This window comes from Pseudomonas putida (genome assembly GCF_001636055.1).
Taxonomy (GTDB): Bacteria; Pseudomonadota; Gammaproteobacteria; order Pseudomonadales; family Pseudomonadaceae; genus Aquipseudomonas; species Aquipseudomonas machongensis.
On record NZ_CP011789.1, the window covers coordinates 5,274,375 to 5,299,607 of the forward strand.

The window sequence follows — 25,233 nt, forward strand, 5'->3', positions numbered from 1 at the left end:
TTGGCGTGACCATCCACCCAATTAAAGCAGCGTAATAATCGGCACACACCAACTGGATAGCTCTATTTGAATGCCCGGCCCGCCCGAATCAATTCAAACAGGACATGTAAAATTCGCCTGTGATTTTTCGCCTCTTGACGCCCTGCACAGTTTCGCTCTGACAAAAAAAGCGCCGTTCTTGCGAACGGCGCCTGTAGTACCCCAACTGCAATGTCGCGTCAGAAGCCCATGCTGAAGCTCAACACCACACCGTGGTCGCGGTTCTCGCTGGACAGTTGCCCGGAGTACCCCACCCCCAGCTTGCCGCTCTGGCCGACAGCCAGGTCGACACCCGCCTCGACCACCGCAGCGTCGCGGGCGATCGGTACGCCTTCGGTGCTGAAGCCAGCGCCACCGGCGATGAAGCGAGCATCGGCATCGGGCTTGGTGTCGCCGAAGGCATGCCGCCAGCCAACCGACAGCCGTGGTGTGATCTCGCTGCCGCTGTCCAGCTTGATGCGCTTGCCGGCGCGCACCCCGACGGTGGAGAAGGTCACATCCTGATCGACGCTGGCCTTCAGGCGGCCGTCGCCCCCCTTCTCACGGGCACTGTCGCTGTCGTAGTTGACATAGGCCAGACCTGCGAACGGTTCCAGGGCGATACCGCCAGCGTCGATGGCGTAACCCACCTCGCCGAACACCTGGGCGCTGCGAGCCTTGTACTTGGCTTTCAGGCGGTCGTCGTAGCTGCCCACCTGGACATCGCGCTTGGTGTCGATGTCATGCCAGGTGTAGCTGGCGCCCAGGCGTGCGGCGAAGGCATCCATCTGGTAACCCAGGTAGGTGGCCAGGTGGTAGCTGTCGACGCTGGCGTCCGACTGACGACGGTGAGCATCGATGCTGCTGCGGGTGTATCCGGCAGCGATACCGACTTTCCACTGATCGTCCAGGGCGCGGTCGACACCGAGCATGAAGCCCGACAGGTCACGGTCGACGCTGGCATGGCTGCTGCTGCCGTCGTAGTCACCCCAGCCGCCAATGGCGCGGATCCAGCCCACGGCCTGGCCCTGGCAACCTTCGCTGGTCAGTTGCTGGTTGGCGGTTGGCGCCAGGGTACGGCGTGGATCGTCCTCGCGGCTGCAATCCGGTTGACGCATACGGTCGTTGACCGCGTCGCGGATGTAGCGCGAATCCTCGATCAGCACGGTCGCGGTGCTGGCGTGGATTTCCCCGGACAGGCTGTCGAACGCCGACTGCGCGGCCTGACGGTCCAGCGGCAGGATGTTGTCGCGCAGGCTGGTCGGCGCACCGGCGCTTTCCAGGGCCGTGGCGACACCACGTTGGTTGCTGGAGGCCGCGACATCGGCGAACGCGTTGCCGTTGCGGCTGACCGATAGGGTCACCTGGTTGGCACCGTAGTCGAGCGAGCTGTTGAGGAATGCCGAGTTCATCAGGTTGTTGCTGGCGAAGGTGCCGTTGATGCCGCCAGTTGCACTGACCACGGTGTACTGCCCGTTGCCACCGGCGAGGTTGGCCACCGTCAGGCTGCCGCCCAGGTTGGCCGTGCCGCCGACATTCAGGTAGTTCACCGGCGCGGTGCCCAGGTCGATGACGAGGTTGCCGTCGCTGGCGTTGGTGAAGTTGCCGCTGACATTGAGGTTGCCCGCAGGCCCTGGCAGCACAGTGCCGTGGTTGGTCAGGCTGGCGACAGTACCGTTGCCGGTGAGCGCCGCGCCGTTGGCCACGGTGACCTGGGCGCCAAGGTTGGTGCCTGGGTTGTCGGCATTGCCGACTTGAAGCGTGCCCTGGTTGACGTTGAAGGCCCCGCTGAACGGCTGGTTGCCAGTCAGCAACAGGCTGCCCGCCCCTTGTTTGGTGGTGGTGCCGGTACCGCTGAGGGTGCCGTTGAAGGTGCCGTTGGTGCCCTGCGCGAACACCAGGTTGGCGTTGTTGGTGATGTTGCCCTGCAGGCTGGTGGTGTTACCGGCCAAGGTACCGCCGCTGACAATGGTGCCACCTGTGTAGGTGTTGGCTCCGGTCAACAGCAGGGTGCCAGCGTCGAGTTTTTCGATACCGCCAGTGCCTACCAGTGGCGCGCTGATCACGGCGCTGGCACCTGCGTTGACCCGTACCGGGGCCAGGCTGCCATCGGCACCGTTGACCGGGGTCAGGCTGCCGCCTGTACCCGGCACCACCTGGTAGCCGTCGCTGAGGAACTGCATGCCGCTGAACGACTGGTTGCCGACCACGGTGACGGTGCCAGGCTGGCCACCGAACACAGCGAAGGCATCGCTCCAGGTTTCGCCGGTGGTGCCGTTGGAGTTGGTCCAGTTGGTACCAGGGCCCCAGGTGCCGCTGCCGCCGCCGATGCTGCCGTCCGGATTGGTCTTGCCACCGTTCCAGAACTGCAACTGGTCGCCCGCGCCTTGCACCACCAGGTTGATCTGGTTGGCGATGGCGGTCTGCAAGCTCAGGTCGCCCAGCGCCACGCTGCCGGGGATGGCGCCGAAGACCAGACCTTTGTTGGTCAGTGCGCCGCCATAGTTGAACAGCTGGTAGACGCCGGTGCCGAAGCCGCCGGCATTGGTGATGTTCAGCGTACCGTCGAGCACCAGGTTGCCGTCGACCTTGACTACCGTAGTGGACGCCGCTGGCGCCCCGAGCGAGAAGTCCAGGGCGCTGCCGGAGCTCAGGTTCAGGCTGCCTAACGTCAGCGGTGTGCTGCTCTGGCCCGCGGCCAGGGTGGCACCGTCGGCGATCTGCACAGCCCCGGCATAGGTGCCGCTGCCGCCCAGGCGAGCGCCGGTAGCGACCTGTACCGTGGCGCTGTCCAGGCGTCCGTTGACCAGCAGGCTGCCGGCATTGACGGTGGTGGCGCCGGTCAAGCCGTTGACACCGGTCAGCAGCAGTTCACCACTGCCGTTCTTGGTCAGCGTACCGCTACCAGTGAGGTTGCCGGTGTAGCTGCCGTTGGCGTTCTGCTCGAAGGTCAGCGCCGCGTTGTTGAGGATCGCACCCTGCAGGCTGGTGGTGTTGCCGACCACGCTGCCCGCGTTGATCTGGGTGCCGCCGCTGTAGCTGTTGCTGCCGCCCAGGATCAGCAGGCCTGCGCCATTCTTGACCAGCCCGCCAGCACCGCTGATATCGCCGTTGAGGGTCAGCGCGTTGCTGCCGCCGATGGCCAGTGCGCCGTTGAGGACTGCGGCGTTGGCCAGGGTGACAGCGGTGTTGCTGTCCAGGGTGGTGCCCGCTGCGGCGGTCAGCGTGCCGCTGCCCAGCGCACTGTCGTTGCCGACCACCAGGGTGCCGCCGTTGAGCGCGGTGCCGCCGCTGTAGCCGTTGGCAGCATTGAGCACCAGCGTGCCGGCATCGTACTTGGCCACGTTGCCGGTGCCGTTGAGAGCTACGTTGAGGGTGGCGGTGACGCCGCTATCGACCCGCAGGTTGGTAGTGCCGCTGGTGCTGGTGAGCAGTTCGCCGCCTGCGCCTGCGTTGAGCACGTAGCCATCGGTGATGAATTGCAGGCCAGTGATGCTGTGGCTGCCGTTGACGGTGACGGTCCCGGCAGTGCCTTGGAACACTGCGAAAGTGTCGTTCCAGGTGCTGTTGAGTACGCCGTTGGCATCGGTCCAGTTGCTGTTGGTGGCATCCCAGACACCGCTGCCACCCTCGATCACACCGTTTGCGACGGTGTTGCTACCATCCCAGAACAGCACGTTGCTGGCACCACCAACCACCAGGTTGACCTGATTGGCAACGGCGGTCTGCACGGTGAGGTCGGTCACTGGAACGGGCGTGGTGCCAAAGGCCAGGCCGTTGTTGATCAGACTGCCGCCGTAGGCGAACAGGCGGTAGACGCCTGCACCGAAGCCGCCGATGTCGGTGACGTTGAGCGTGCCACCGAGGGTCAGGTTGTTGGCGACGTTGACCAGCGGCGAATTGCCGCCGGTCGGCGTGCCGAGCGCGGCGTTGAAGTTCGAACCGGCATCCAGCGCCAGATTGCCCGCGTTCAGGGTCGCGCCGCTGGCGGCAGCCAGGCTACCGCCGCTGGCGACCGTCACCGCCCCACCGAGGTTGCCCGCACCCGACAGCGTCGCACCACTGGCAACGTTGACCGCGCTGCTGGCGAGCGAACCATCCACCTTCAAGCCACCGGCCTGCACGTTGGTATTGCCGGTATGGCTGTTGCTGCTGCTCAGGGCCAGGGTGGCGGTGCCGAGTTTGTTGAGCGTGCCGGTGCCGCTGATGTTGCCATCGAACACGCCGCCTTCGACGTTGAGGCTGTTGCCTGCAGCAATCTGGATCGCGCCGGTGCCACCGATCTCGCCCAGGGTGGTGTTGCCATCAAGGTTGAGGCTCGCGCCGGTACTGACGTTCAACTCGCTCTGGGTGCCCAGCGCGGTGGTGCCGATAGTGCTCAGGCTGCCGGAGAGGATGTTGAGGATACCGCTGAAGGTGTTGTTGCCCGACAGGGTAAGGTCGGCCAGGCCGTTCTTGTTCAGCACGCCGTTGCCACTGAGCACTCCGGCCAGTTGCAGGTCGTTGCTGCCCAGCACGTTGAGGACGCCGCTGACATTGACCGGATTGGCCAGCGTCACCGCAGTGCTGCTGTCGAGGTTGGCATTGCCGGTCACGTCGAGGCCACCAGTGCCGAGCGCGCCGTTGTTGCCGACCACCAGGGTGCCGGCCTGCAGCTCGGTGCCGCCGCTGAAGGTATTGGCGCCCAGCAGGCTGAACCGCGCGTTGCCGGACTTGATCAGACGGCCAGCGCCAGCAACGGTGCCGCCGAGGCTCAAGTCATTGCCGCCCAGCACGTTGAGGTTGCCGGCGAGGTTGACGTTGTTGGCCAGCGTCACGGCCTGGCTGCTGTCCAGGCTGGTGCCTGCCGCCGCACTGAGCACGCCGGTCCCCAAGGCGGTGTTGGAGCCTACCACCAGGGTGCCGCCGTTCAGTGCGGTGCCGCCGCTGTAGCTGTTGTTGCCGGACAAGGCCAGTTGCGCATTCCCGGCCTTGACCAGGCTGCCGGCGCCACCGATGTTGCCAGTGAGCGCCAGGTCGTTGTTGCCGGTCAGGTTCAGCGGGCCGGCGAGGGTGATCGCATTGGCCAGGCTCACGCTCTTGTTGGTGTCCAGGGTGGTACCGCTGGCAGTGTCCAGCAGGCCGGTGCCGAGCGCGGTGTTGCTGCCCAGCACCAGGGTGCCGCCACTGAGCTGGGTACCGCCGCTGTAGCTGTTGTTGCCGTTGAGCACCAGAGTGCCGGTGTCGAGCTTGTTCAGTTTGCCGACACCGCCCAGGCCAACCTCGAGAGTCGCGATCACGCCGGGATCGACCCGCACGCTGGTATCGCCACCGCTGCCGTTGACCAGGTCGAGCAGGCCGGCGGTCCCAGCCAGCAGGCGATAGCCGTTGCTGACGAACTGCATGCCATTGACGCTCTGGCTGCCGTCGACAGTGACGTCACCTGCCGTGCCCTGGAACACCGCGAAGGTGCTGCCCCAGGTGGTGTTGACGGTGCCGTTGAGGTCGGTCCAGTTGGTGTTGCCGGCGTTCCACACGCCGGTGCCACCATCGACCTGGCCGTTCGGGGCAGTCTGGCTGCCGTCCCAGAACTGGATGTTCAGGCCGCTGGAGCTGACCAGCAGGTTGATCTGGTTGGCCAGGGCGGTCTGCAGCGACACATCGCCAAGGCTCACGCCCAGCGGCAGGGTGCCGAAGTCCAGGCCGTTGTCGGTCAGCGCACCGGCGTAGTCGAACAAGCGGTACACGCCGTTGCCGAAGCCACCGATATTGCTGACGTTGAGGGTGCCGTCGAGGGTCAGGTTGCCGCCGACATTGAACAGCGCGGTGCCGCCAGTGCTTGGCGAAGCCAGGCCGACATCGACGATCGATCCGCTGTTGAGCACCAGCGAACCGAGGCCCAGGGTGGCGCCGCTCTGGCCTGCCAGGTGGCCGCCGTTGTCGATCACCACCGAGGCATTGGCAGAGCCGCTGCCGGTGAGGGTTGCGCCGCTGGCGACGGTCAGCAGGTTACTGCCCAGGCTGCCATCGACTTTCAGGGTGCCAGCGTTGACCTGCGTGTTGTCAGCCAGATTGCTGGTACCGGTGAGGGTCAGGGTACCGGTGCCATCTTTGGCCAGGCCGCCCGAGCCATTGAGGGCACCCGCGAAGGTCGTACTGACGTTGTTGCTGCCCAGGCTCAGGGTGCTGCCAACGCCGACATCGACGTTGCCGCTGCCGGTGAGGGCACCGAGGCTGGTGTTGCCATTGAGGTTGAGCTGGCCACTGGCACCGATGTTGAGGGTGTCGACGTTGGCCAGCACGCCGCTGCCGAGCGTAGTGAGCGAGCCGGCCTGGATATCGACGTTGCCGGCGAAGGTCTTGACGCCGACCAGGGTCAGGTCGTCGGCACCGGCCTTGATCAGGTTACCTGTGCCGCCCACGTCGCCACTGAGGATCAGGGCATTGGCGGCGTCGACGGTCAGGTTGGCGCCGTTGCTCAGGGCGATGGTATTGCCCAGTGCCATCGGCGCGCTGTTGGCCAGGGTGGCGTCGGCGGTCACGTCGAGGGTGCCGGTGCCCAGGGCGCCGCTGCTGCCGAGGGTCAGGCGCCCGGCATTGAGCTGGGTGCCGCCTTGGTAGCCGTTGTTACCGTTGAGCGTGAGGTTGCCGCTGCCGTTCTTGGTCAGCCCGGCGGCCCCGTTGATCACTCCGTTGAGGGTCAGGTCGTTGGTGCCGGCGACGGTGAGGCCAGCGTTGAGGGTGACGTTATTGGCCAATGTGGTACTGGCGACGCCGCTGCTCAGGGTGGAGGCCCCCGCGACGGTGAGGCCGCCCTGCCCCAGCGCGTTGTCGTTACCCACCACCAGTTGCCCGGCGCCCAGGGTGGTACCGCCCAGGTAGCTGTTGGCGCCATTGAGGGTCAGGGTACTGGCGCCAGCCTTGACCAGGCCACCGACACCGTCGACCACGCCGTTGAGGGTCAGGTCGGCGGTGCCTGGCAGGTTGAGCGCGCCGCCCAGGTGCACATTGTTGGCCAATGCGACGTTCACGCTGGCATCGAGGGAGGTGTTGGCAGCAGTGCTCAGATCCCCGGTACCCAGCGCGGTATTGCTGCCGACGGTCAGCGTGCCGGCGTTAAGGGTGGTGCCGCCGCTGTAGGTGTTGTTGCCATTGAGGGTCAGGCCGGCGGCGCCGTTCTTCACCAGTGCGTTGGCGCCGGAAACCACACCGTTGAGGGTGAGGGCCTGGCTGCCACCGAGGGTAAGATTGCCACCGGTCAGGTTGACCGCGTTGGCCAGAGCCAGGGCCTGGCTGGCGTCGAGGGCTGCGGCGCCGGTGACGTTCAGGGCGCCACTGCCCAGGGCACTGGCGTTACCCAGCAGCAGGCTGCCGGCCTGCAGCGAGGTGCCGCCGGTGTAGTTGTTGGCGCCGTTGAGCACCAGTTGACCGGTGCTGGTCTTGTTCAGGCTGCCGCCGCCGCTGATGACCCCGTCGAGGGTCAGCGTCTGGGCGTTGTTGACACCCAAGGTGGCGCCCGTGCCCAGACCGATGGCGTTGGCCACTTGCAGGGCGCCGGTGGTGGCCAGGGTGCTGTTGCCGGTCACCGAGAGGTTGCCAGCGCCCAGCGCGCTGCCGTTGCCCAGGGTCAGGGTGCCTGCGGCGAGCGTGGTGGTGCCTTGGTAGGTGTTGGCGGCACCGAGGGTCAGGTTGCCGGTGCCGGTCTTGGTCAGCCCGCCGGTACCGCTGATCACGCCGCTCAGGGCCAGGTCGTTGTTACTAGGCAGGGTCAGGGTGTCGTTGAGCGTGACCTGATTGGCCACGATCAGAGGGCCAGTAGTGGCCAGGTTGCTGGCGCCGCCGACGGTCAGGTTGCCGAGGCCCAGTGCCGAGTTATTGCCCAGGGTCAGGGTGCCGGCGTTAAGGGTCACGCCACCGGACAGGGTGTTGGGGCCACTCAAGGTGAGGTTGCCGGCGCCATTCTTGGTCAGGCTGCCAGCGCCCGTGACCAGCCCACCCAGGCCCAGGTCGTTGCTGCCGGCGATGGTGAGGTTGCCGCCCAGATTGACGGTGTTGCCGATAGTGAGCGCCGTATTGCTATCGAGCGTGGTGCCCGCAGCCGCGTTGAGCTGGCCGAGGCCGAGCGCGCTTGCGCTGCCGAGCACCAAGGTGCCCGCGTTGAGGTTGGTGTTGCCCAGGTTGCCATTGGTGCCATTGAGGGTGAGTGTGCCGCTGCCGGTCTTGGTCAGGCCGCCGACGCCAATGATGTTGCCACCCAGGGTCAGGTCCTGCGCGCCGGCAATAGTGAGGTTGCCCGCCAGGTTGAGGGCGTTTGCCAGGGTCACGTTGGCGCCTGCGCTCAGGGTAGTGCCACCTGTGGCATTCAGCGCGCCAGTGCCCAGGGCGGTGTTGCTGCCGACCACCAGGGTTCCGCCATTGAGGCTGGTAACACCCTGCTGGCTGTTGCTGCCGTTCAGGGTGAGCACGCCGGTGCCGGTCTTGATCAGCCCACCGGTGCCGCTGAGTGCGCCGTTGAGCGTGAGGTTGCCAGTGCCTGGCACGGTCAGGTTGGCGTTCAGCGCAACGGTGTTGGCCAACGCCACGTTACCCGTGGTGGCGAGGGTGGAGGCACCAGTGACGTTCAGGCCGCCCGTGCCGAGGGCCAGGTCGTTACCCAGGGTCAGGGTGCCAGCGGCAAGGGTGGTGCCGCCGCTGTAGGTGTTGGCATTGCCCAGCGTCAGGTTGGCACCGCCGTTCTTGACCAGGCTGCCGGCGCCCGAAACCACACCAGACAGGCCGAGGTCGGCGCTGCCAGCGATGGTCAGGGCGCCGCTCAGGGCCAGGGCGTTGCCAAGGGTGACTGCGGTGTTGCTGTCCAGCGTGGTGCCCGTTGCGGCGCTGACCGCGCCAGTACCCAGGGCGGTGTTGGTGCCTACCACCAGGGTGCCGCCGTTGAGCAGGGTCCCACCGGTGTAGCTGTTGGCGCCGTTCAGCACCAGGGTTCCGGTGTCGAGCTTGGCCAGTTGGCCGCTGCCGGAGAGGCCGACGTTGATCGTCGCAGTAGCGCCCGGATCGACACGCACGGCGAATGCACCGTTGCTGCCATTGACCAGGTTCAGGCCACCGGTACCGATCAGGCGATAGCCGTTGGTGACGAATTGCAGACCGGTGGCAGCCTGGGTGCCCACCACGTTGACATCGCCAGCGGTGCCCTGGAACACGGCGAAATCGCTGGCCCAGCTGCCGTTGAGCACACCGTTGATGTCGGTCCAGTTGGTATTGCTGCCGTCCCAGGTGCCGGCGCCACCGTCGATGACGCCGTTCGGCACGCTTTGCGCACCGTCCCAGAACTGCACGGTGCCGGTGGCACCGCCCACCAGCAGGTTGATCTGCGCGCCGATGGCGGTCTGCACCTGGACATCGCCCGGCAGTACGCTACCCGGCAACGCGCCAACAAGCAGGCCGTTGTCGATCAGCGCGCCGGTGTAGTCGAACAGCCGATAGATACCGGTGCCGAAACCACCCAGATCGGTGACGTTGAGGGTGCCGTCGAGAGTCAGGTTGCCGTTGACGTTGACCAAGGCAGTGCCGCCCGTGGAGGGCGAGCCGAGGCCGAAGTCGAGGATCGAGCCGCTGTGCAGGGTCAGCGCACCGGTGTTGAGGGTCGCGCCGCTGTTGGCCAGCAGGTGCGCCCCGTTGGCGATGTCCACAGGGCCGATCACGCTGCCGGTGCCGCCCAGGCTGGCGCCGACATTGACCTGTACGCCGGAGCTGGCGAGCGAACCGCTGACATTGAGCAGGCCGCCATTGACCGTGGTGGCGCCGCCAAGCACGTTCACGCCGGACAGTTCCAGAGCACCGGTGCCAGCCTTGATCAGGCCACCGCTACCGGCCAGGGCGCCGCTGAATACGCTGTTGAGGTTGTTGCCGCCGACCGTCAGGTCACTGCCCCCCGCCACGCTCACCGCGCCGGCACCGCTCAACCCGCCGACCGTGGTGCTGGCGCCAAGGTTGAGGTTGGCGCCAGCGCCGACATTGACCGCCGAGGCGTTGCCCAGCGCACCCGTACCAACGGTGGTCAGGGTGCCGCCGAGCAAGTCGACGGCACCGCTGAAGGTGTTGTTGCCGGTCAGCGTGAGGTCGGCCAGGCCATTCTTGATCAAGCCTCCGGTACCGCTGATGATGCCGCCAAGGGTCAGGTTGTTGCTGCCGCCGAGGGTCAGGTTGGCGTTGAGCGCAATGTCGTTGCCCAGGGTAGCGACCGCGCTGTTGTCCAGGCTGGCGGCGCCGGCCACGGTCAGGGCGCCGGTCCCCAGGGCGTTGCCGTTGCCTATCACCAGGCCACCCGCGTTGAGCGTGGTGCCACCGGCATAGGTGTTGACCCCGTTCAAGGTCACAGTGGCGCTGCCGTTCTTGACCAACTGCCCTGCCCCACTGACCACACCGCCGAGGGTCAGCGCGTTACTGCCGGTGAGGGTAAGGTCGGCGTTCAGGCCAATGTTATTGCCCAGGCTCAGTGCAGCGCTGCTGTCCAGGCTCGCGGCGCCACCGACGGTAAGATCGCCGGTGCCGATGGCACTGCCATTACCCAGCACCAGGGCGCCACCGTTGAGCAGCGTGCCACCGGCATAGGTGTTCAGCCCGCCGAGGGTGAGCGTGCTGGTGCCGTTCTTGATCAGCCGGCCGGTGCCGTCGACCAGACCGGTGAGGTTGAGGTTGTTGCTGCCGGCCAGGGTGAGGTCGGCATCCAGGGTGACGGCGTTGCCAACGGTCAGCGCAGCCGAGGTATCCAGGCTACCGGCCCCCGCCACGGTCAGCTTGCCGACGCCCAGTGCGGCGCCATTGCCCAGCACCAGGCCACCGGCATTGAGGGTCGTGCCGCCCAGGTAGGTGTTGGGACCGGAAAGCGTCAGCGTGGCGGCACCGTTCTTGACCAGACTACCGGCACCGGCGATCACGCCACCAAGGCCGAGGTTGGCGGTGCCGTCGAGGGTCAGGGCACCGGCCAGGTTCACGGCGTTGCCGAGGTTGACTGCGGCGTTGGCGTCCAGGTGGGTACCGGCAGCGGCATTCAGCGCGCCAGAGCCCAAGGCCGTGTTGCTGCCGACCACAAGGGTACCGGCGTTGAGGTTGGTGGCGCCGATCTGGGTGTTGGCACCGTTGAGGGTCAGGGTAGCGCTGCCGTTCTTGGTCAGGCCACCGACACCGGCAATTACGCCTCCGAGGGTCAGGTTGTTGCTGCCGGCGAGGTTGAGGTTGCCGGCCAGGTTAAGCGCGTTGCCCAGGGTCAGCCCGGCCACCGACGAATCCAGCGTGGTGTTGGCGGCGGCGTTGAGTGCGCCGGTGCCCAGGGCAGTGGCGCTGCCGACCACCAGCGTGCCGGCGTTGAGCGCGGTGGCACCGCTCTGGGTGTTGTTGCCGCTCAGGGTCAGGGTGCTCGCCCCATTCTTGATCAGGCCACCGGTACCGCTCAGGTTGCCTGCAAGGCTCAGGTTGTTGGCGCCGGCCAAGGTCAGGTTGGCGCCGAGATTGACGCCATTGTTCAGGGTCATCGCCGCGCTGTTGGCGAGTGTGGATGCGCCGCCCACGGTCAGCGCGCCGGTGCCCAGCGCCGCAGCGCTGGCCAGGGTCAGGGTCCCGGCGTTGAGGGTCAGGCCACCTGTGAAGGTATTGGTGCCACCGAGGGTGAGGTTGCTGGCGCCATTCTTGACCAATGCACCGGTGCCGCTGATCACACCGCCCAGGGTGGTGGCGTTGCTACCCACCACACTCAGGGTGTTGCCCGCCAGATTGATGGCGTTGCCCAGGTTGACCGCCACGCCCGCGTCGAGGCTGGCATTGCCGCCCAGGCTGAGGGCACCGGTGCCCAGGGCGTTGTTGTTACCGACGGTCAGCACCCCGGCGTTGAGGGTGGTGCCACCGCTGAAGGTGTTGGCGCCGTTGAGGGTCAGGCCGGCGGCGCCGTTCTTGACCAGCGCGCCAGTGCCGCTGATCACTCCACCCAAGGTGGTGGCACTGGTGCCAAGCAGGTTGAGGGTATTGGCGCCCAGGCTGATGGCATTGCCCAGGCTGACCCCGGTGCTGGCATCGAGGCTGGCGTTGCCACCCAGGGTCAGGGCACCGCCGCCCAGGGCGTTGTTGTTACCCACGGTGAGCTTGCCGGTGTTGAGGGTCAGGCCGCCGCTGAAGGTGTTGTTGCCGTTGAGCGCCAGGTCGGCGGCGCCGTTCTTGACCAGCGCACCGGTGCCGCTGATCACCCCGCCCAGGGTGGTGGCGCTGGTGCCCAACAGGTTGAGGGTGTTAGCGCCGAGGTTGATTGCGTTACCCAGGCTGACTGCGGTGCTGGCGTCGAGGCTGGCGTTGCCACCCAGGGTCAGGGCGCCGGTGCCGAGCGCGGCGTTGGCGCCGACGGTGAGCTTGCCGGCGTTGAGCGTGGTGCCACCGCTGAAGGTGTTGGTGCCGTTCAGGTTCAGGTCGGCGACGCCGTTCTTGATCAAGCTGCCACCCGCGCCGGCGATCACGCCGCCCAGCGTAAGGGCGTTGTTGCCCGTCAGGGTCAGGGCGTTGGCACCGAGGTTGACCGCGTTGGCCAGCGTCATGGCGGCCGTGGTGTCCAGCACGCCGCTGCCGGTCAGGGTCAGCGCGCCAATGCCCAGGGCAGCGCTGTTGCCGAGGGTGAGCGTGCCGCCGCCGAGGCTGGTGCCGCCGGAGAAGGTATTGGCGCCGTTGAGGGTCAGGTTACTGGTGCCGCTCTTGACCAGCGAGCCCGTGCCGCTGAGCACGCCCCCGAGGGTCAGGGCGTTGCTGCCGGGCAAGGTCAGCGCCGCGTTCAGCGCCACGGCATTATTCAATACCAGCGGCACGCTGCCTTGCAGACTGCTTGCACCACTGACGGTGAGCGCACCACTGCCGAGCGCCGCAGCGCTGGTCAGGTTGAGGCCGCCAGCGGCCAGGGTGGTACCACCGCTATAGGTGTTGGTGGCCCCAAGGGTGAGCAGGCCGGCGCCAGTCTTGGTCAAGCCGCCAACGCCGGAGATGACCCCATTGAGGGCCATGTCGGTAGCACCGCCGACGTTGATGCCGGCGTTGAGCGTCAGGGCGTTGGTCAGGCTCAGACCTGCGACGGTACCGGCAAGCCCGCCACCGTTGACGGTGATGCCGCCGGTACCAAAGGCGCTGGCATTGTCGAAGTTGACCAAACCGCCATTGAGGGTGGTCTGGGTGGTGCCGTTGAGCACCTGGCCGATCAGGCTCCAGGTCCCGCTGTCGACGATCAGGCGGTTGAAGTTGATGTAGTTGTTGGCGTTGATCGTGCCGGAACCGGTGGTTCCGCTACCGCCACCAATGGCATTCTGCAAGGCCAGGGTGTTGGTGCCACCGGCACCGCCATCGATCTTGCCGGCGGCTGCGAAGCCCAGATTGGGATTACTGGTGACCAGCAGTGCAACGCTGATACCAAGCCCGGCACCGACACTCGAACCGGTAATGGCATTGAAGCGGTTGGTGCTGTTGGCCCCCATCGACAAGCTGCCGGTCAAGGTGCCGGCGTTGGTAAAGGTGTTGCCCGCAGCAGAAGCCTCGAACGCTGCCCGTCCAAGGATGGTGCCGGTGTTGGTGAAGTTAACCGTACTCCCGCCGGTCACAGCGATGACCGGCGTGTCCTCGCTGAGCAGCGTGAGGCCAAGCAACGCCGAGGAACCGATGCTGCCGGCGTTGGTAATGGTGGTGGTACCGGCCGCACCATTGCGCGCGTCCAGCGCCATGCCCGTCAGGTTAAGAAGGTTGGCGCCAAGCAAGGCACCCGTGCCCTTGATCACACCCGTGGCATTGTTGTTGATGTTGAGCGTGCTGCCGGTGCCTGTATTGCCGATCAGCACAGCACTGGACTGAATGCTCAACGCCCCTAGCAACGTGGGGTCGATGGTGCCGGAGTTGTTCAACGTATTGCCGTTGCCCGCCAGCGACAGAGACGTGCCTCCCACGCCCAGCAGGGTACCCAGGCTGGCGCCAGGGTTCACGTTGACCGTCAGGCCGCTACCGCCATTGCTATAGCTCGGCGCCAGCGGGTTGGCAGCACCGCTGCAAGTGATGATGGACCCGGCCGCGCTGCACGCAGCCAGGGCCTGCTCGCTCGAAAGACCGAAGGCCAGTCCTCCGACAGCCAGGCTCACAGCGAGCGACAAATGGGAGAGACGGGTAGGCAAAACGGAGGCGACGCTTCTGTCCACGGAGAGCTCCTTCGTGGATCAGGTGGTTCGGTCCTTGAACGCTCGCACTGCAATGTTGCCGGCTAGTCGAACACGCGACGACGAAACACCTGACCAATGGCTACATGATTCCTTGTTGGGAATGTGTAGCCGCTGGCGAGCAGGCGTGAGGCTCCGCCGGGGCGGTCAAATGGTGTTAATACTTTTTCAAGGCAGCCCGTATTTCGCGGGCTACAGCTGTGCGCCGCTTGGATCCAACCGACGAACGGTCGTGTCCGGCAGGCAAAACGTGATGGGCTTGGCCGTTTCGCAAATGATCCGGCCGTTCACTTTCAGGCGACCTCTGCCCCATCGTCAGGCCAGTGCGGCTCGTTGGCACCGGGCGGTGTCAGTGGTGGCAGGCCATAGGCGGCACGGGCGTCATCACAGCTGGGATTGTGCACCCCGTTCTCCCATGAAGCGTCGAACTCGCGGCAGGGGGTGGAACGATTCTCGTAGATGGTGCACCCGACCTTGTTGCCGATCTCGCCGTCCAGGCTGATACAGCGGCAAGGCTTGGCGTCTGTGCCGATCATCGCCACACGGGTCGGATTGATCTGCACCACCAGATCGTCGGGCACCAACCCGCCCGAGGACTGGCATTCACCCCAGAAGAAAGACACACGAAAGTAGCCGCAGCAGGCGCCGCAGGTCAGGCAAGGGTTCTGTTCGGACATGATGGCCAGGAAGGGAAGTTGTTGTTATCGAGCGGGCGCTCGCGGCGCCATTTTTAATCCAAGCACGAGCGGCTGGATAGAGGGGAAATGAAAAAAAGACGGCCGCTGGTCGCGACCCTCGAGCGCCATGTTGCCAGTGGCAGGTAAAGCCGCAAACGGCCTGCCATCGCAGACCTGCTTGCGGCTTGAGCCTGGGGCTTACTTGCTGGTCAGGCCGTCGGCGCGGAACATCTGACGGATGCCGCGGATGGCCTGGCGGATACGATCCTGGTTCTCGATCAGGGCAAAACGCACATGGTCATCGCCATAGTCGCCGAACCCGATACCGGGCGAGACACAGACCTTGGCCTCGGCCAGCAACTTCTTGGAGAACTCCAGCGAGCCGAGGTGCGCATAAGCTTCGGGGATCTTGGCCCAGACGTACATCGAGGCTTTCGGGTTCTCGACCATCCAGCCCAGCTCATGCAGCCCCTTGACCAACAGGTTGCGGCGTTGCCGGTACTGCTCCGCGATGTCGCGTACGCACTGCTGGTCGCCTTCCAGCGCAGCGATTGCCGCCACTTGCAGCGGAGTGAAGGTGCCGTAGTCGTGGTAGCTCTTGATCCGCGCCAGGGCGCTGACCAGCTCGGGGTTGCCGACCATGAAACCGATCCGCCAGCCCGCCATGTTGTAGCTCTTGGACAGGGTGAAGAATTCCACCGCGATATCCTTGGCGCCGGGCACCTGCATGATCGAGGGGGCCTTCCAGCCGTCGTAGACGATGTCGGCGTAAGCGAGGTCGTGCACCACCAGCACGTCGTACTGCTTGGCCAGGGCGACCACACGCTCGAAGAAGTCCAACTCCACGCACTGTGCAGTCGGGTTGGACGGGAAGCCCAGGATCATCATCTTCGGCTTGGGGATCGATTCGCGGATCGCCCGCTCCAGCTCATTGAAGAAGTCCACGCCCGGTACCAGCGGCACCGAGCGAACCTGAGCACCGGCAATCACCGCCCCGTAGATGTGAATCGGGTAGCTTGGGTTGGGCACCAGCACCGTGTCGCCATGGTCGAGGGTGGCGAGCATCAGGTGCGCGAGGCCCTCTTTCGAGCCGATGGTGACGATGGCTTCGCTGTCCGGGTCGATCTCGACCTCGTAGCGTTCCTTGTACCAGTTGGAGATGGCGCGGCGCAGGCGCGGGATGCCGCGCGAGGTGGAGTAGCCGTGGGTATCTTCACGCTGGGCGACCTGCACCAGCTTCTCGACGATATGTGGCGGGGTCGCGCCATCCGGGTTGCCCATGCTCAGGTCGATGATGTCTTCGCCGCGACGGCGTGCCGCCATCTTGAGCTCGGCAGTGATGTTGAAGACGTAGGGGGGGAGACGATCGATGCGCGCAAAGCGGCGCGGCGAACCTGGGTTGGCCATGCTTTCCTCGAGAGACGTAAGCGCCCGGAACCGTCCGAGCGACGTTGGCCACTGCGGTGGCCGAGGCAGAAAATAGTCTGGTTGCCCTGGCGTTGTAAAGGGGCTACCGACAGATTGGCAGCCCCGCCAGCGAGACTCGCTCGTTGGCGGGTAAGCGTGTAAATCAGCGCAAAGCCTTGTAGGCGTTCAAGTCGAAGCGCTGGATGCTCAACCCATCGCTGGGGTCCATGTGCTCGCCACGCACCTGGGTGAACTCCGTGGCAATGCTGCCGCGGTGAACCATACGTTCATCGGCAGTGCCTTCGGTCAGTACGGTATAGGACTTCTTGCGCATGGCGCGGTAGAGCTCATCGTTCGCGTCGATGGTCTTGTGATAGGTCATCAGCGCCGCATCGCTCAAATCCAGACACTTGTCCAACGTTACACCCCAACGCTTCAGGCAAACCTCGGCGAAGTGCCGCACGATCATCCCCGGTTCAGGCAGTGCCTTGCCGGAACCTGCGCCGTCTATCGAAGCATTGCCCACCAGCGTTGCATGACGGCCCGGCATCGGGAGAACGCTCATACGCGTACCGTATGCAGTGACAGGCACCACACAGGCGAAACCTTTTGATCGCTCGTCTCGTGCGTAGAACCCCACGTACTCCTTCACGTTGGCTCCCAGTTGCACACGCTCAGACTGCACGTTACCCACGCCGGGCACCGGATCGATGGCAAAGATGTTGACCTTTACATCGCACAGCTCCGGGTCTTGCGCCATGGCGTTGGCAAGCATGTGGCAACTGATTCCGCCCCTGCTCCACCCCACCAGGTTGACCGTGGCCGGGATCAGGGGTTTGCGCAGTTGCTTGATCAACTGCTCCTGCAAAGCCTGAGGGGTCACCGCGCGATCGCCGTAGTCGTAAGTGCGCCAGAACCACGAGCCGCCGGCCTCGGCATCAGGAATGGGAATGCCTGCACTCTTCAGGTTCTGGTATTGCTGCTCGGTGAGCTTGGTGCGGGCCCAGGTACTCTTGCCCTTGATGACCTGCAGGGCGTGCTGCACATTCTCATCCCAACCCTTGCCGAACAGGGTGCCGGTCACTTTGTAGTAGTCGCCGTCATCGACGAACAGGGCATCGTCCTGCAAGTTGCCACTGCCTGGGCCATCGACTGTGATCCAATCGACGAATTCCCTGCCGGAGTGATTGCTCGCCAGCGTGGCGATCAGCTCACCATTCCAGAAGTTGGGGTTCTTGTCATCGAAACGATGGGACCCGGTGCCACAGAAATAGACGGTAAAAACACTCATTTGGATGCCTCCTGATGGTTTGGAGGCCCAAACTAGTGTGTTCGAACGCCTGCACGCAGACGGAAAATCTGCCAACAAAAAACCCGGCCAAAGGCCGGGTTCTTGTAAAGCGCGAAGGCTTCAGCGTGCGTAGGTCATCAGCACGTCGGCAGCGGTCTGGCTGTCCACCGACATCATCACGCTCAGCGCGGTAACGGTCAGGATGGAGAAGCCGAACACCTTGCGTGCCCACTTGCTGTCGTCCTCGGCCTTGTAGCCACCCCAGGCCATGTACAACCAGTACAGACCCATGGCAGCCGCAACGGCCAGGTAACCCAGACCGGCATACCCACCCAGCGTCAGCATCAGCGTGGCGAGCACGAAGGCCAGCACGTACAGCACGATCTGCTTCTTCGCCGCCAGGATACCGCGAGCCACCGGCAGGACCGGGATGTTGGCAGCGCTGTAATCCTTGAAGCGGAAGATGGCGATGGCAAAGCTGTGCGGCATCTGCCACAAGCTGAACATCACCAGCAGCGTGACCGCTGCCAGGTCGAAGCTGTTGCTCACTGCGCAATAGCCGATCACCGGAGGCATGGCACCGGACAGGCTGCCGACCAGGGTGCCGTGCACCGATTTGCGCTTGAGCCACAGGCTGTAGAAGCCTACGTAGACCACGAAGCCGATCAGCGCGCAGAACGCCGACAGCGGGTTGGCCTGGACATACAGCAGGCTGAAGCCCGCCACCCCAAGCAGGGTGGCGTAGATCAGTGCGAGGGGCAGCGACATACCGCCCTGGACCATGACGCGGTTCTTGGTACGTTCCATCTTCTGGTCGATGTCACGGTCGATGCAGTTGTTGAACACGCAACCGGACGCAACCACGAGCGAAGTACCTACTACCACCGCCAGGAACAGGGCGAAGTCCACATGGCCCTTCGCGGCAAGGAAGAAACCGCCTGCCACGGAAAGCACGTTACCGAAAATGATCCCCGGTTTGGTGATTTGGATAAAGTGCTTCACGGACATGCAGTCTTACCTCACTTGGCCAACATTTCGTAGTGGATGCTGAACATGATCCACAGCGACAGGCCTACCAGCAGTGCGATTACCAGAGCGGTGAACAGGAACGTCGAGACAGTGGAACGCTGCTCTTTCGAGCGGTCCATGTGCAGGAAGTACACCAGGTGCACCACGACCTGGATGACGGCCATGGCCACCACGATCAGGACGGTCAGGTTCTTCGGCAGGGTCGGATACATCACCAGGCCGAACGGGATCGCGGTCAGGATGATCGACAGGATGAAGCCGATCATGTAGGACTTCACGCTGCCGTGGTTACCTTCGTGGTGAGTGTCGTGTGCGTTAGCCATTACAGAACCCCCAGCAGGTAGACGACGGTGAAGACGCAGATCCAGACCACGTCCAGGAAGTGCCAGAACAGGCTCAGGCAGCTCATGCGGGTCTTGGCAGTCGGCGTGATGCCGTGCTTGTTGATCTGGTACATCAGGATGGCCATCCAGATCAGACCCGAGGTCACGTGCAGGCCGTGGGTACCGACCAGCGCGAAGAACGCCGACAGGAAACCACTGCGCTGCGGGCCGTAGCCTTCAACGATCAGGTGATGGAACTCGTAGATTTCCATCGCGATGAAGCCTGCACCGAACAGGAAGGTCACTGCCAACCAGCCCAGTACGCCTGCCTTGTTACCGGCGAACATCTTCAGCATGGCGAAGCCGAAGGTGATCGAGGACAGCAGCAGGAATGCGGTTTCGACCAGCACGAAGTCGAGCTGGAAGATGTCATGACCCGACGGGCCGCCGGCAAAACTGCCGGACAGCACCGCGTAGGTGGCGAAGAGCGACGCAAACAGGATGCAGTCGGTCATCAGGTACAGCCAGAAACCGAAGACGGTCATCTGGCCCGAGTCGTGGTGGTGATCGTCGTGCCCATGGTCGTGACCATGTGCATCGCCGTGAATTACTTGACTGGACATTGATTACACCCGTTCAAAGGTTTCGACACGTGCGCCACCGGTAGGTACACCGGCAAGCTGCAGGGCCCGCTGGCGTTCGCCTTCGATGCGCGCCACTTCTTCGGCAGGGACCATGTAGCCCTGGTCGTCACGCGCAGCGTGGCGAACGAAGACCGCGATGGTTGCTACCAGGCTCGCACCCACCAGCCACCAGATGTGCCAGATGAAAGCGAAGCCGAAGATGGTCAGGAACAGACCCATGAACAGACCGGTAGCGGTGTTGTTCGGCATGTGGATCGCTTCGTACTTGGCCGGCACCTTGTAGGCGACACCGGCTTCCTTGGCTTCTTGCCAGGCGTCCAGGCCGACCTTCTCGGGCATGTGGGCGAAGTTGTAGAACGGAGGTGGCGACGAAGTCGACCATTCCAGGGTACGGCCACCCCATGGATCGCCGGTGACGTCCAGGTTCTGGTTGCGGTCGCGAACCGATACGTACAGCTGGATCAGCTGGCAGGCGATACCGAACAGGATCAGCACTGCACCGACCACGGCCACGTACAGGTAGGGTTCCCACAGTGGGTTGTCGGAGTGGTTCAGACGACGGGTCATACCCATGAAGCCCAGCGCGTACAGCGGCATGAAGGCCACGTAGAAACCGGACAGCCAGAACCAGAATGCCGCCTTGCCCCACTTCTCGTTGAGGGTGAAACCGAAGGCTTTCGGGAACCAGAAGGCGAAGCCGGCAATGTAGCCGAACACCGCGCCGCCGATGATCACGTTGTGGAAGTGGGCGATAACGAACAGGCTGTTGTGCAGCACGAAGTCAGCACCTGGAACGGCCAGCAGTACGCCGGTCATGCCACCGATGGAGAAGGTGACCATGAAGCCCAGGGTCCAGAGCATCGGCGGAGTGAAACGCACGCGGCCCTGATACATGGTGAACAGCCAGTTGAACAGCTTCACACCGGTCGGAATGGAGATCAGCATCGTCGCCAGGCCGAAGAAGGTGTTGACGCTGGCGCCTGCACCCATGGTGAAGAAGTGGTGCAGCCAGACCGCGAAGCCCAGTACGGCAATGGCACCCGATGCGTAGATCATCGCGTGGTGGCCGAACAGACGCTTGCTGGAGAAGGTCGAGGTCACTTCCGAGAACACGCCGAACGCCGGCAGGATCAGGATGTACACCTCAGGGTGACCCCAGGCCCAGAACAGGTTGACGTACATCATCGGGTTCCCACCAAGCTCGTTGGTGAAGATGTGGAAGTCCAGATAACGGTCAACGGTCAGCAGGGCGAGTGCGGCGGTCAGGATCGGGAAGGAAGCGACGATCAGCACGTTGGCCCAGGTGCAGGTCCAGGTGAAGATCGGCATGTCCATCAGCTTCATGCCAGGTGCGCGCATCTTCAGGACGGTGACCAGGAAGTTCACGCCTGTGAGTGTCGTACCCAAGCCTGATAGCTGTAGCGCCCAGATGTAGTAGTCAACCCCTACGCCCGGACTGTACTGGATCCCCGACAATGGCGGATAGGCAACCCAACCGGTCTTGGCGAATTCGCCGACGCCCAGGGAGATGTTGACCAGCAGCACACCTGCCAGCAGCAGGTAGAAGCTCAGGGAGTTCAGGAACGGGAAGGCAACGTCACGTGCACCGATCTGCAGAGGCAGGGCCAGGTTCATCAGGCCGGTGAAGAACGGCATCGCCATGAAGATGATCATGATCACACCGTGGGCGGTGAAGATCTGGTCATAGTGTTCAGGCGGCAGGTAGCCTTCGGAGCCGCCGGTAGCGGCAGCCAACTGGGTACGCATCATGATGGCGTCGGCGAAGCCGCGCAGCAGCATGACCATCGCGACGATGATGTACATCACCCCGATCTTCTTGTGGTCGACCGTGGTCAGCCACTCGGTCCACAAGTAGGACCACTTGCGGAAATAGGTGAGGGCACCAACGACGGCGAGGCCCCCGAGCGCGACAATGGCAAGCGTCACCATGACTATCGGCTCGTGATAGGGAATCGCCTCCAGGCTTAATTTACCGAACATCTCTTACTCCTCTGCACCGGCAGCTGGTTGCATACTCGTTTCCACACCCTTGGTAGTGGCCAGGTCTTTGCTGCCTGCTTCTTCGTGGCTCGGACGACCACGGTTCATGCCTTCGTACTTGTCGACGATGAGCTGGAACGTGTCAGGCGAAGCCTCGCTGTACAGCTCGACTGGGTTGTTTTCGCTTGGTTTGGCCAAGGCGTCATATTCGGCCTTGTCCAGCTTCTTCGGCGAAGCCTTCACTTGCGCGACCCATGCATCGAAGTCGGCTTGCGAAGTGGCGGTTGCCTTGAATTTCATACCGGTGAAGCCAGCACCGCTGTAGTTCGCGGAGATACCGTCGAACTCGCCATTTTCGTTGGCGATCAGGTGCAGCTTGGTGGTCATGCCAGCCATCGCGTAGATCTGGCCGCCCAGCGCAGGGATGAAGAACGAGTTCATCACGGCGTCGGAGGTCACGCGGAAGTTGACCGGGGTGTTAGCCGGGAAGACGATCTTGTTGACCGTGGCAATACCCTGCTCCGGGTAGATGAACAGCCATTTCCAGTCCAGAGCGACCACGTCGATCTGCACCGGCTTCACATCGGAATCCAGCGGACGATAAGGGTCGAGCTTGTGGGTGGAGTGGTAGGTGACGTAGCCCAGGGCGATGATGATCAGGATCGGGATGATCCACACCGCAGCTTCGATCTTGGTCGAGTGCGACCAGTCGGGGGTGTAGGTGGCAGCCTTGTTGGAAGCACGGTACTTCCAGGCGAAGACCAGGGTCATGATGATGACTGGCACCACGACCAGCAGCATCAGGCCGGTAGCGATGAGGATCAGGTTCTTTTGCTCAATGCCGACCTGGCCCTTCGGGTCGAGCAGGGTCCAGTTGCACCCACTGAGTAAAAGCATGCCTAAAAAGGGCAATATGCCAAACAGTCTGGGGTAACGCTTTTTACTCATCTCACGACCTCTAGATCAGCTTGCTTCAATGCAATGTGTTTTGTTCGCCAACACTTCGTCCTGCCAAGCGTTAGCATTTCGAGCTCGAACCCGCGCCTGCCTGGGATCCGACTGCTGGATCTGGGCGTTGAGCGTATGGACGAGCTTGGGGTTTTCTTAGGCTAAAGGCCTGTACTTCAGACCAATTCCATTTGGTGCGGGAAAACGCGGAGGGGTGTCCGCCCGGATCGCCGTTGGGCGAAACTTGTCGAAGTCAGCAAAAGGAGCGCTGGGGCTTCCTTCAATCCTGCGACTCGCAAGCAGTGCCGAACGGAAATTGGGGGCGATTGTAGATAGGTCGCCCCCCCTTGACTATGACTTATTGAGCAACAGTCTTTTACAGGATTTGTAATAATCCTGCCTGAAAAATCAACTTCGCGACAGTTTGTCGCACCCGGCTTGATAGCCCTGAAACCCTTGTATTACAAGGGCTCAACGTTGATCAGGATCAGTCTCTGGGGAAATTTTGCCGGTTATCTCACCGTGCAATAGACCTGCATCAAATCGGGACTTTTGTCTAAGCCCGGCGCCGATTCCGATAGATGCCCAGCGGCACCAGGATGGCAGTGAGGACGAACGCCACCAGCGCCCATTGCGCCAGCGACAGACCCAGGATGGGCGGGTACGGTGTGGTGCAGAAACCGTCGACCTGGAATGCCAGGGGCCAGAGTCGCGCCAGGGGCAGGTCGTCGACGATCGGCTGCAGTACATCGACACCGCAACTGGCGTACGGGTTGGCGAGTATATACACATGGTTGCCGGCCGCAACGATTCCGCCAATTGCGCTCAGCACGACCAACGCCTCGAAGAAGGTCAGGCTCCGTCGTCCGGGCATGGCTGCGGCAATGAACGCGAACAGCGCGATCAGCAGCAAGGCATAGCGCTGCAGGATACATAACGGGCAAGGTGCCTCGCCTAGCACGACCTGCATGTACAGCGCGCCGCCGATCAGCGAGAGGCAGATTACCCCCAACAGCACGAGGAAGCGCCGTTCCCGATTCAGGCGCAGGGTTTGTTCGTTCATTGCCGATTCCTTGGATGGATAGGTGGCAGCGTGTTCCGCCTGCCTGGGCGCAAGTCTACACGCAGGGATGGTCTCTTAGCGTGTCGAGGAAGCGGCGAGACAGCGCTGCGCAGGGCTATCCGGAGATGCTGTGACCGGCGTTGGCAACATCGGTTCAACCTTGGCCGGTAAAAAAAAGCGGCTGCCCGGGCGTCGCGCAGGGACCAGCCCCTCGATACCCGGGAGTGAAGGATACAGTGATTAAAGGAGGATTAAAGATGAAAGCTGCGGGGCGCTGTTCATCCTTCCTTATATATGGACAGGCCAACCCCTTCGCGGGCTTGCCCGCGAAGACGCCAGCCTGGTCAGTAGATCATTCCAGAGCAGCCGCCGGCCCGAAGAACTCGTAGCGGCTCTGCGCATCCGGAACCCCCAGGGCCTTGAGGTGACGACGGATCGCCGCCATGAAGCCCTTCGGTCCAAGGAAGTAGGCATCCACGTCACGCGCTCGCGGCAGCCACTCGACCAGCAGATCCTGGGTCAGCAGGCCGACCGCATTGGCGTCACGGCTGCCGTCGTCCTCGGCATAGCAATAGAAGCGTTGCAGTTGCGGATGCTGCGCCGCCAGGCTGTCGATCCAGTCACGGAAAGCATGCACCGAACCGTTGCGTGCGCAGTGGATGAAGTGCACCGGACGCTCGGTCTTCAGCGCAGCCTCGAGCATCGCCAGGGTCGGGGTGATGCCGACACCACCACTGATCAGCACCAGCGGCTTGTCGCCAGGTGCCAGGGTGAAGTCGCCAGACGGCGGGAACAGCTTGAGCGTGTCGCCGACCTGCAGTTGATCGTGCAGATGGTTCGACACCTTGCCCCCGGCCTCGCGCTTGACACTGATGCGGTACTGTTCGCCATCGCACAATGCCGAGAGCGAATAGTTGCGGCGCTGTTCGGCACCGTCGATAAACAACTGCAGGCCGATGTACTGACCAGGCTCGGCCTTGAGTACCGGCTTGCCATCGATAGGCGCAAAGTAGAACGAGACGATCTCGCTGCTTTCCTGCTCACGGCGCACCACACGAAAATCCCGGGCACCACGCCAGCCGCCGTCAGCCTCTTCCTTGGCCTTGTACAGGCCCTCTTCGGCACCGATAAGAATATCGGCCAGCTGGCCATAGGCCGCGCCCCAGGCAGCGATCACTTCCGCGGTGGCGATGTCCTTGCCCAGCACTTCCTCGATGGCGCGCAGCAGGCAACTGCCAACGATCGGGTAATGTTCGGGCAGGATCTGCAAGGCCACATGCTTGTTGATGATCTGGCCAACCAGACCACCCAATTGTTCCAGCCGGTCGATATGGCGGGCATACATGAGCACGCCGTTGGCCAGCGCACGAGGCTGGTCACCGCTGGCCTGGTGCGCCTGGTTGAACAGCGGACGCACTTCGGGATACTCGCTGAGCATCATCTTGTAGAAGTGGGTGGTCAGCGCCTCGCCACCGCTTTCGAGCAGTGGGACGGTAGCCTTGATGATTGCACGTTGGTCGGCATTGAGCATTGCAGTGACTCCCTGAGCCTTGGGCTACGAATGGTTACCCAGCCCACTTCAGCAATCGTGCCAACTCGAAAGCCCAATGAAACCAAGGCCTGCAAGC

11 protein-coding genes are annotated in these 25,233 nt (G+C 63.6%); all 11 read right to left on the reverse strand.

Translation table 11 applies throughout. From position 1 onward, the window contains the following. Window positions 1-218: 218 nt before the first annotated feature. Window positions 219-14,204 carry an autotransporter-associated beta strand repeat-containing protein gene (locus tag AB688_RS23765; RefSeq protein ID WP_063546098.1) on the reverse strand — a complete coding sequence of 4,662 codons (13,986 nt, stop codon included), beginning with the start codon at window positions 14,202-14,204 and terminating at the stop codon, window positions 219-221. Window positions 14,205-14,515: 311 nt separating this feature from the next. After that, complete coding sequence (locus AB688_RS23770; RefSeq protein ID WP_054892519.1) at window positions 14,516-14,899, reverse strand: YkgJ family cysteine cluster protein; 384 nt, start codon at window positions 14,897-14,899, stop codon at window positions 14,516-14,518. Window positions 14,900-15,097: 198 nt separating this feature from the next. After that, the gene (gene alaC, locus AB688_RS23775) at window positions 15,098-16,306 is read right to left on the reverse strand and encodes an alanine transaminase (RefSeq protein WP_054892518.1); all 1,209 of its coding nucleotides are present in this window, start codon (window positions 16,304-16,306) and stop codon (window positions 15,098-15,100) included. 163 nt (window positions 16,307-16,469) lie between these two features. Continuing rightward, entirely contained in the window at window positions 16,470-17,597 is a 1,128-nt protein-coding gene (locus AB688_RS23780; RefSeq protein WP_063546099.1) for a hypothetical protein, read from the reverse strand. A 120-nt stretch (window positions 17,598-17,717) separates the two neighbouring features. Beyond that, on the reverse strand, window positions 17,718-18,605 hold the full coding sequence (gene cyoE / locus AB688_RS23785; RefSeq protein WP_054892516.1) for a heme o synthase: 888 nt from the start codon (window positions 18,603-18,605) through the stop codon (window positions 17,718-17,720). 11 nt (window positions 18,606-18,616) lie between these two features. After that, a complete protein-coding gene (cyoD, locus tag AB688_RS23790) occupies window positions 18,617-18,949 on the reverse strand; it encodes a cytochrome o ubiquinol oxidase subunit IV (protein WP_054892515.1) in 333 nt (110 codons plus the stop codon). After that, window positions 18,949-19,572, reverse strand: a complete 624-nt coding sequence (locus AB688_RS23795; RefSeq protein ID WP_054892514.1) for a cytochrome o ubiquinol oxidase subunit III — start codon at window positions 19,570-19,572, stop codon at window positions 18,949-18,951. Before AB688_RS23795 ends, cyoD begins: the two co-directional genes overlap by 1 nt. Window positions 19,573-19,575: 3 nt before the next feature. Continuing rightward, window positions 19,576-21,594, reverse strand: coding sequence for a cytochrome o ubiquinol oxidase subunit I (gene cyoB / locus AB688_RS23800; protein ID WP_063546100.1), 2,019 nt, complete (start codon window positions 21,592-21,594; stop codon window positions 19,576-19,578). Between the two features lie 3 nt (window positions 21,595-21,597). Beyond that, on the reverse strand, window positions 21,598-22,542 hold the full coding sequence (gene cyoA / locus AB688_RS23805) for a ubiquinol oxidase subunit II (RefSeq protein WP_054892512.1): 945 nt from the start codon (window positions 22,540-22,542) through the stop codon (window positions 21,598-21,600). Between the two features lie 556 nt (window positions 22,543-23,098). Beyond that, window positions 23,099-23,605: a disulfide bond formation protein B gene (locus AB688_RS23810; protein ID WP_054892511.1), complete on the reverse strand. Its 507-nt coding sequence runs from the start codon at window positions 23,603-23,605 to the stop codon at window positions 23,099-23,101. A gap of 352 nt (window positions 23,606-23,957) precedes the next feature. After that, window positions 23,958-25,136, reverse strand: a complete 1,179-nt coding sequence (gene hmpA / locus AB688_RS23815) for an NO-inducible flavohemoprotein (protein ID WP_063546101.1) — start codon at window positions 25,134-25,136, stop codon at window positions 23,958-23,960. Window positions 25,137-25,233: the final 97 nt, after the last annotated feature.